The following is an 8,358-nucleotide window of genomic DNA, read 5'->3' as shown; positions in this document are numbered from 1 at the left end:
CCGGTGAACTGCACGGGCAGCTCGGCCCCGCGCTCCTCGACCGCCTCGTGCACCCACGGCAGGTAGCCGGTGTCGTCGCTGCCCCACGGGTATTCCTCGACGCCGACGGGCACGGTCCCGAGCGCAATGGCGGTCTCCGCGGAGCCCATGCCCAGGGTCACCACCCGCTCGGGGGCCGCGGTGATCTCGGCGGTGCCGAGGGCGTGCTCGATCGTCACGGGAGCGAAGTCCGCCGAGGCGGGGGCTCCGCCGTCCGCCGGGGCGGTGCCAGCGGAGCAGGCGGTGAGCAGCAGGCTGGCCCCGGCGAGGGCCGCAAGCAGCGCGGTTCGGCGAGCGGAACGGGGGGAAACGGGCACGTGATGGCCTTTCTCGAGGGTGGGGTCGCGACATCGACGCCGGGGAGGGGGGGACGGTGACCGCGGTCGGGTGCGCGGCGCGGCGGGGAAACCGGGGCGGGGTCGCACCACCCAGATCGTCTGACTAAGCTTAGCCTTGCCTTCACCTAACTTTCAATATTTTTGACAGATACGTCGGGAGCGCCCCGGAAGGGGTCCCCAGGCGACGAACAGGAGCCCCGTGAGCCAGCCAACCGCAGCGCCGACAGCCGACTACCCCGCCTACCGGCCCTACCGGGTCCGCGTTGGGGAGATCACCCCGCTCAGCCCGAGCTTCGTCCGGGTGAGCTTCGTCGGGGACGCCCTGGAACACTTCGGCGTGGACGGCCTGGATCAGCGGATCAAGCTGGTCTTTCCGCTGCCCGGCATCGGCCTGAGCGACATCGGGGCTGACGAGGGTGACGGGGACTGGTACCAGCGCTGGCGCGAGCTGCCGCCCGAGCAGCAGAACCCCTTCCGGACCTACACCGTGCGGGCCATCGACCCGGTCGCGCGGCGGCTTGACGTGGACTTCGTGCGCCACGAGGCCGAGGCCGACGGCTCGCACGCCACTCAGGGGCCCGCGGCTCGCTGGCTCGACACGGCGGCCCCCGGGGACGAACTGCTCATCTCCGGCCCCGACTCCCGGAGCGCGAACTCGCACATCGGCATCGATTGGCGACCCGGCCGAGCCTCGGAGCTCCTGCTGCTCGGGGACGAGACCGCCGCCCCGGCGATCTGCGCGATCCTCGCGGCGCTCCCCCCGGAGAGCCGGGGCACCGCGCTGATCGAGGTGCCCGAGGCGGCGGACCAGCTGCCCGCGCCAGCGCCCGCGGGCCTGAGCGTGCACTGGCTGCCCCGCGGCGGCGCGCCGTGCGGGGCCCGGCTCGTCCCCGCGGTGCGCGACTGGCTCGCCGAGCACCCGGAGGTCGTTGCCGCGGCGGGAGCGCCCCTCCCCCAGCCGCTGGAGGACATCGACGTGGACACGGAGATCCTCTGGGACTCGCCGGACCCCGAGGCCAGCGCCCCGGGCGGGCTCTACGCCTGGCTCGCCGGGGAGTCCGGCGTCATCAAGGGCCTTCGGCGCACCCTGGTCACCGAGCACGGGGTGGATCGGGGCCGCGTCGCCTTCATGGGCTACTGGCGGCTCGGCAAGGCCGAGCGCCAGTAGCCCCGCACGCTCAGCGGGCGCTCACTCGGCCAAAGAGGGAGGCGAGCGGCGCGACCACGATGGGCCGGGCGGCAACCACCGTGCCGACCGTCACGGCAAGACCAGCCGCAAACCACCAGAACCCGACCCAGCTCACCTGATCGGTGCCCGCGAACATGTGGTTCAGGTTCCGCAGGGCTCCGGTCGCGAAGACCAAGAACACGTGCACGATGATGAACAGCACGAAAAAGAGCATGGTCGGGAAGTGCACGGCCCGGGCCAGCTTGGCCGGCAGGACCCGGCTGAGCGCGCGCGAGCGCTCGGGCCACCACCGGCTCATCCGCACGCCGGAAATTGCGGCGAGCGGGGCCGCGACAAACACCACCGCGAAGTACATGAGCTGCTGGAGGCTGTTGTAATTGACCCAGCCGTGCTCGGTTGGCCAGTCCAGGGTCAGGTACTGCAGGAGCGCGGAGAGCGCGTTCGGGAAGACCTCCCAGCTGCTCGGCACGATCCGGGCCCAGTGCCCGCTCACGAACAGCAGCACCACGAAAACGGCCCCGTTGAGCAGCCAGACGACGTCGATCGCCGTGTGCAGCCACAGGGACAGGCTGATTTTCGTGCCGCCCCGCTTCGGGGTCCAGAAGCCCGAGGGCTTGCGCTCGGTGCGGACCTGCAGCCCCGTACGGATGATGAGGGCCATCAGAAAGATGTTCAGAAAGTGCGTCCAGCGCGCCCAGGCGGGGAAGCCGGGCTGGGTGTCCTCGGGCAGGGGATACTCGCCGGGGTAGCGGGCCAGGAACTCGGGCACGCCGGGCAGGGTCGTCACGCCGCGCGCGGCGAGGACGATGATCCCGGCGGCGAGCACCGAGGCGACGCCGATGAGCACGCCGAGTCGCAGGCGGCTCCGGGGCCGCCGTGCGGGGTTGGCCGGATCGAGTGCCGGAGCGGAAACGGGCGCTGGGGACGGGGCCGGAGTCGGCGCTGGAGCCGGCTCCCCTGCCGCTGTCGGAGCCGCCGCCCGGGGCTGAGCCTGGGGCGGGGGCGGAGCCGGAGCCTCGGGCCGGGGCGGAGCCGGAGCCTGCGCCTGCGCCGGGGCGGACCCCGGGGCCGCGGGCAGCTCGGGCGGCGTCGGCGCGGCAACCGGCGCGGCAAGCGCTGGCTCCGGGGCGGGGGCGGGCTGCGCCGCCCGGCCCCCCGGCGGCGGCCAGGCGGCCCCGCCGGGGACGCGTGGCAGGCCGCGGCGCAGCGCCCCCGCGGCTGCCCCCGCCGCGACCGCGGCGGCGGCCACGGGCTCGCGGTGCCCGCTCCCCTCCGACCCGGAAACACCCGACACGCTGGCGCCGGGCTCGGGGCCGGGGCCGGGGGCTGAGACGGGGGCCGGGGAGCCTGCGACCACGGGGGCGGCGGGCACGGCCGCGTCGGCGGCGAGCCCCCCGACGCCGATCGCGCCGGGCGCGGGGCCGTCGGTCCGGGCCGGATCCGGCGCGGCGACGCCGGTGTCGGGCCAGGCCGGGCCCCCCGGCGCCCGCGGCAGGCCGCGCCGGATCGGGCCGCCCGGGGCGGTCACGGCGTCGCCCCGCGCGCCTCGAGCGCGGCGATCAGCTTCGGCACCACATCGAAGGCATCGCCGACCACGCCGACGTCCGCGATCTCAAAGAGGGGCGCGGCGGCGTCCGAGTTAATCACGACGATGGTCTTCGCGGTCTGCATCCCGGCCCGGTGTTGAATCGCGCCGGAGATGCCGAGGGCGACGTAGAGCCGCGGCGAGACCGAGACGCCCGTCTGCCCCACCTGGTGCTCGGCGGGCACGAAGCCCGCGTCCACCGCGGCGCGGGACGCCCCGACCGCCGCGCCGAGCGCGTCCGCGAGCTGTTCCGCCAGCGCGAAGCCCTCGGCGGAGCCCAGGCCCCGACCCCCGGACACGACCCGCTCCGCGCCGCGCAGCTCCGGTCGGGAGGATGCCCGCACGGACTCGGTGACCCGATCCACCCGCCCAGCCCGGTGCCCAGCGTCGGCCACGGCAAGCTCCCGGCGCAGGAGCGGCTGGGCGGCGGCGCGCTCCGTGACGGCCCCCTGGCGCAGGGTGATGACGGGCACCCCGTGCGTCGCCGCCGAGGTCACGAGGAAATCGCCACCGTACACCGAGTGCCGCACGGTCACCCCCTCCTCGTCGCGACCCACCCCGACGGCGTCCGCGGCGAGCGGGGAGCGCAGGCGCACCGCGGAGCGGGCCGCGAGGTCCCGGCCGTCGAGCGAGTGGGACAGCAGCACGGCGACCGGGGCCACGGCCTCGGTCGCGGCCGCAACGGCGGCCACGGCGGGCACCCCGAGGAACTGCGCGCCGGGGTCGGCGCTGAGCACCGCGCCCGCGCCCAGCTCGGCCGCCGCGGCGGCGTCGCCCTCGGCGCGCTCGCCTGGGCCGAGCACGAGCGCCACGACCGGGCCGATCGAAGCCCCCGCCGCGACGAGCCCGGCGGCGGCGGATTCGAGCCCGGCGGGGGCCGCGAGCACGACGAGCACACTGCCCTCGGTGAACTCAGACATGGTCATTCTCCCTCACGAGGCCGTGCTCAATCAGATAGTCGGCGAGCTGCTGGGCGACGTCATCGCCCGTCAGCAGGGTGACGCCGCCGGTGCGGGCGGCCCTTTCCGCGACGGAGAGCAGGATTGACCGGGGCGCGGCGAGCGGATCGGGGTTCACCCCGAGTTCCGTCAGGCCGAGGGTCTCCAGGGGCTTCTTCTTCGCGGACATGATGCCCTTGAAGCTCGGCAGGCGGGCGTCCGGCAGCGCCTCGGTCACGGAGATCACCGCGGGGTAGTCCGCCGAGACCTCCTGGGTGCCGCCGTCGCTCGCGCGAACGCCGCTGACCCCGTCCGCGCCCAGGCGGACCTCGCTGAGCCCGGTCAGGTGCGGCACGTCCAGGTGCTCGGCGAGCATCGCCGGGAGCATGCCCGTGGCCCCGTCGGTCGAGGCGTCCCCCGCGATCACGAGGTCGAAGCCCGCCCGCGTGATCGCGGCGGCGAGCGCTTCGGCCGTCAGCCCGAGGTCGGCGCCGAGCATGGCCTCGTCGCAGAGGTGCACGGCCGCGGTGGCCCCCATCGCGAGGGCGCGGCGGAGAGTCGTGGCAGCGGATTCCGGGCCCGCGAGCAGGGCGGTGATCGTGGGGTCCGGGCCGGTGCCCTCGGCCTGGCTGAGGGCGAGTTCGAGGGCGCGCTCGCTGATCTCGTCAAACACGCGATCCCCGTCCCGTTCGAGGAGCCCGGTCTCTGGGTTGAGCCTCCGTGGCGCGTAGGTATCGGGGACCTCTTTGACGAGCACGATGATCTTCATGGTTGCTTCCTTCCGTCCGGGTGGAGCGGGGGTGGGGGCGAGGTGTCGGGTGTGCCGTGCTTCGCCTTCTCGCGGGGAGCCGCTAGCGTGTGAGGCAGGGAAGGGAGCACGATGGCCAAACACAGACCGCTTCGTGTCGATCCGATCGCCGAGGCGAAGCGGCAGTGGTCCGAGCACGGCTGGGAGGACGCCGCCCTCGGCATGTCCGCGGTGACCTCGGTCATGCGCGCACAACAGCTGGTGCTGGCCCGGGTCGAGGCGGAGATGAAGGTGTTTGGGCTGTCCTTCGCGCGCTTCGAGCTCCTGCGCCTGCTCGCGTTTTCGCGGGAGGGGCGGATGCCCATGGCGAGCGTGATCTCGCGGTTACAGGTGCACGCGACGAGCGTGACGAGCGCGGTGGACCGGTTGTCGAGCGCCGGGTTGCTGCGCCGCGAGCCGCACCCGGGTGACGGCCGCTCGGCGCTGCTGGCTCTGACCGATGCGGGTCGGGAGCTCGTGGACCGGGCGACGGAGGCGCTGAACGAGCGCGTGTTCACCCAGCTGAGCATCTCGGAGGAGGACACGCGGGAGCTCGTGAGCATCCTCGCTCGCTTCCGAAAGAACTCCGGTGATTTCATCGATCCCACGCCCCTTCCCGATCCGCTCTGACCCTCGCTGTGCCCACGCCGCTTCGCCCGTCTCGCGGGCTCAGCGGTGCCGGAACTCGGGGGCGCGCTTCTCGATGAAGGCGCGCATCCCCTCGCTCTGGTCGTCCAGCGCGAAGGTCGCGGCGAAGGCCTGGCTCTCGTAGCGGAGCCCCTCGGCGAGGCTGGTCTCCTGCGCGGCGGCGAGCGCGGCCTTCGCCGCGTAGACGACGGGCAGGGAGTTGGCGGCGATGGTCTCGGCGGTGCGCTGTGCCTCGGCGAGGAGCTCCGCGGCGGGGACCACGCGGGAGACGAGTCCGGCGCGGTCGGCCTCCTCGGCGCCCATCGTGCGTCCGGTGAGCACCAGTTCGGCCGCTCGGTACGCGCCGATGGCGCGGGGCAGCCGCTGGGTGCCGCCGATGCCGGGAATCACGCCGATCTTAATCTCGGGCTGCCCGAAGGTCGCTGTGTCGGCGGCGAGGATGATGTCGCACATCATGGCCAGTTCGCAGCCGCCGCCCAGCGCGTACCCCGCGACCGCGGCGATGACGGGGGTGCGCAGGGCGGAAAAGTCGGCCCAGCCCGCGAAGGGGTCGTGCAAGAACATGTCCGCGTAACCGCGGTCGGCCATCTCGGTGATGTCGGCCCCGGCGGCGAAGGCCCGCTCGGAGCCGGTGAGAACGATGGCCCCGATCTCCGGGTCGTCGTCGAAGGCGCGGGCGGCGGTCACGATTTCCCGGACGAGCACGCCGTTGAGCGCGTTGAGCGCCTCGGGACGGTTCAGGGTGAGGGTGCCGACGCGGTTGCGTTCGCTCACGAGGAGGTGTTGGTACTCGGTCACAGCGGGGTCCGTTCTGTTGTGGCGCGTCGGCGCGGGGTGTCGGCGGTGTCCTCGGGGGCGCCGAGGGGCGCCGCGCCGCTCGCCTCGCGGATGGTCGTGATAATGCCCGAGAAGTCCCGGCCGGCCCCGGGTCCGTCGGCGAAGGCGCGGAACATGTCTCGGGCGAGGAGGCCGAGGCGGGCGTCCACCCCGGTCTGCTCGATGGCGTCCTGGGCGAGGCCGAGGTCCTTTGCCATGAGCGCGCCGGCAAAGCCGGGCGCGTAGTCCCGGTTCGCGGGGCTCGTGGGCACCGGGCCGGGCACGGGGCAGTTGGTGCTGAGCGCCCAGCACTGGCCGGAGGAGTTGCTCATCACGTCGTAGAGCGCCTGGTGGCTGAGCCCGAGCTGTTCGCCGAGCACGAAGGCCTCCCCCACGGCGATCTGCGAGATGCCGAGCACGAGGTTGTTGCAGATCTTTGCCGCCTGGCCGAGGCCGTGGGCCCCGCAGTGCACGATGCGGGCTCCCATCGCCTCGAGAACGGGCAGCGCCTCCGCGTAGTCCTCAGCCGCGCCGCCAACCATGAAGGCGAGCCCGGCGTTTTCGGCGCCCAGGACGCCGCCGGAGACGGGGGCGTCGAGCGCGCGGTGCCCCGCGGCGATGGCCTCCCGGGCGGCGAGCTGTTCCTCGGCGACCGAGATGGTGGAGCAGTCGATGAAGAGGGTGTTCGGGCGGGCCGCCGCGAGCAGGCCGGGCGCTGCGCCGTCGCCGCGGTAGGCCGCGAGTACGTGTTGCCCGGCGGGGAGCATCGTGATGACGATCTCGGCGTCGCTCGCGGCATCCGCCGCGGAGTCGGCGATCCGGACCCCGGCCGAGGCTGCCCGCTCCAGGGACGCGGGGTCCAGGTCGAACCCGGTCACGGGGAAGCCGCGGCGAACGAGGTTCTCGGCCATCGGACCCCCCATGTGGCCGAGCCCGATGAAGGCGATTGTGGTCATGGTGTCTCCCTTGCCATCGTGGGCGGGGCCTCGACGTCGAGGTCCCCGTGTGCTCCGGGGTGTTGCGGGGGCCGAATCGCCGCATCGGCGGGGTCCGGGTGCTGCGCCGGGTGCCAGGCTGGCCGCCGGTCCTTGTCGATGACCTGCGCCCGCACCCCCTCCGCGAAATCGGGGTGGCTCAGCTGCGTTGTGGAGATACGGTACTCGATTCGGAGCGCCGCTTCCAGGGTGTCGAGCGCCCGGGCGGCCCGGAGCGCGTTTCGGGTGATCGCGAGCGCCGTGGGCGAGTGCGCCTCGATGGCGGCGGCGCTGGCCGCGGCCGCTGGCTCTGGGCTGGCCCGCAGGGCGGCGAGGATCTCGGGGACGGAGTCGGCGGCGAAGGCCGCGTCCGTCCAGGCGCGCTGTCCGGCGAGGTGCCCGGGCGGCGGCTCCTCGGCCACGGCGGCGAGCGCCGCATCCGCCGTCCCGGTTTCGAGGGCGGTGAGCAATTCGGGCAGCCGCTCGGCCGGCACGAAGCGGTCGGCCAGGCCAACGAGGATCGCGTCGGCCGCGCCGAGGTGCTCCCCCGTGAGCGCGATCCGAGTGCCCAGCTCTCCCGGGCTCCGAGTGAGGAGCCAGGTCGCGCCGACGTCGGGCACGAAGCCAATGCCGACCTCGGGGAAGCCGAGGCGGGAGCGCTCCGTGACGACGCGGTGCGAGGCGTGCCCGGAGACCCCGATGCCGCCGCCGAGCACGAGCCCGTCCTGCAGGGCGACGATGGGCTTGGGGTAGCCCGCGATCTGCGCGTTCAGCCGGTACTCATCGGCCCAGAAGCGGGCTGACGCCGTGCCGTCGCCGGCGGTGGCGTCCCGGTACAGCGCCACGATGTCGCCGCCCGCGCAGAGGCCGCGTTCCCCCTCGCCGACGATCGCGACCGTGCGGATTTCGGGGTCGTCCCGCCACGCGTCGAGGGCGGCGGCGAGGAGCCGCACCATGTCGTGGGTGAGCGCGTTGATCGCGCGCGGCCGGTTCAGCCGGAGCAGGCCGAGCCCGCCGCGCACCTCCCGGAGTACGGGCGACTCC

At 74.0% G+C, this 8,358-nt stretch carries 8 protein-coding genes and 1 pseudogene; 2 read left to right on the top strand and 7 right to left on the bottom strand.

Annotated features, from left to right (window positions below; genetic code table 11):
* Positions 1-356, bottom strand: a pseudogene (locus OOT08_RS10000) (iron-siderophore ABC transporter substrate-binding protein); the annotation flags it as partial.
* Positions 357-576: 220 nt separating this feature from the next.
* On the opposite strand from OOT08_RS10000, the gene OOT08_RS09995 reads away from it, so the two are divergent.
* Positions 577-1,545, top strand: a complete 969-nt coding sequence (locus OOT08_RS09995) for a siderophore-interacting protein (RefSeq protein WP_325092507.1) — start codon at positions 577-579, stop codon at positions 1,543-1,545.
* Between the two features lie 10 nt (positions 1,546-1,555).
* Here the strand turns inward: OOT08_RS09995 and OOT08_RS09990 are convergent, their stop codons facing one another.
* The 3 genes from OOT08_RS09990 to OOT08_RS09980 form a co-directional block, all read right to left on the bottom strand.
* Positions 1,556-2,413, bottom strand: a complete 858-nt coding sequence (locus OOT08_RS09990) for a cytochrome b/b6 domain-containing protein (protein ID WP_325092505.1) — start codon at positions 2,411-2,413, stop codon at positions 1,556-1,558.
* A 677-nt stretch (positions 2,414-3,090) separates the two neighbouring features.
* The gene (locus OOT08_RS09985; RefSeq protein WP_325092504.1) at positions 3,091-4,071 is read right to left on the bottom strand and encodes an electron transfer flavoprotein subunit alpha/FixB family protein; all 981 of its coding nucleotides are present in this window, start codon (positions 4,069-4,071) and stop codon (positions 3,091-3,093) included.
* The gene (locus tag OOT08_RS09980) at positions 4,064-4,858 is read right to left on the bottom strand and encodes an electron transfer flavoprotein subunit beta/FixA family protein (RefSeq protein ID WP_325092503.1); all 795 of its coding nucleotides are present in this window, start codon (positions 4,856-4,858) and stop codon (positions 4,064-4,066) included. Before OOT08_RS09980 ends, OOT08_RS09985 begins: the two co-directional genes overlap by 8 nt.
* A 111-nt stretch (positions 4,859-4,969) precedes the next feature.
* Between OOT08_RS09980 and OOT08_RS09975 the strand changes: the two genes are divergently transcribed.
* Positions 4,970-5,506, top strand: a complete 537-nt coding sequence (locus OOT08_RS09975; RefSeq protein ID WP_325092502.1) for a MarR family winged helix-turn-helix transcriptional regulator — start codon at positions 4,970-4,972, stop codon at positions 5,504-5,506.
* 39 nt (positions 5,507-5,545) lie between these two features.
* Here OOT08_RS09975 and OOT08_RS09970 read toward each other — a convergent pair whose 3' ends face one another.
* From OOT08_RS09970 to OOT08_RS09960, 3 genes are all read right to left on the bottom strand, one after another.
* Positions 5,546-6,322 carry an enoyl-CoA hydratase-related protein gene (locus tag OOT08_RS09970; protein WP_325092501.1) on the bottom strand — a complete coding sequence of 259 codons (777 nt, stop codon included), beginning with the start codon at positions 6,320-6,322 and terminating at the stop codon, positions 5,546-5,548.
* Entirely contained in the window at positions 6,319-7,296 is a 978-nt protein-coding gene (gene mmsB, locus OOT08_RS09965; RefSeq protein WP_325092500.1) for a 3-hydroxyisobutyrate dehydrogenase, read from the bottom strand. The genes OOT08_RS09970 and mmsB overlap by 4 nt, the downstream gene beginning before the upstream one ends.
* Positions 7,293-8,358 (bottom strand): enoyl-CoA hydratase/isomerase family protein (locus OOT08_RS09960; RefSeq protein ID WP_325092499.1); only part of this gene is annotated, 1,066 nt, incomplete at its 5' end. The genes mmsB and OOT08_RS09960, both read right to left, overlap by 4 nt.

The sequence above is a fragment of the Leucobacter sp. M11 genome, from assembly GCF_035726885.1.
Lineage (GTDB): Bacteria > Actinomycetota > Actinomycetes > Actinomycetales > Microbacteriaceae > JAPFRB01.
The sequence above is the reverse complement of the archived record's forward strand: the minus strand, read 5'-3'. Positions and strand labels throughout refer to the sequence as shown.

Coding starts and splice junctions, on each gene's coding strand:
- OOT08_RS09985 (WP_325092504.1), bottom strand. CDS start 4,071: ATGTCTGAGTTCACCGAGGGCAGTGTGCTCGTCGTGCTCGCGGCCCCC.
- OOT08_RS09980 (WP_325092503.1), bottom strand. CDS start 4,858: ATGAAGATCATCGTGCTCGTCAAAGAGGTCCCCGATACCTACGCGCCA.
- OOT08_RS09975 (WP_325092502.1), top strand. CDS start 4,970: ATGGCCAAACACAGACCGCTTCGTGTCGATCCGATCGCCGAGGCGAAG.
- mmsB (WP_325092500.1), bottom strand. CDS start 7,296: ATGACCACAATCGCCTTCATCGGGCTCGGCCACATGGGGGGTCCGATG.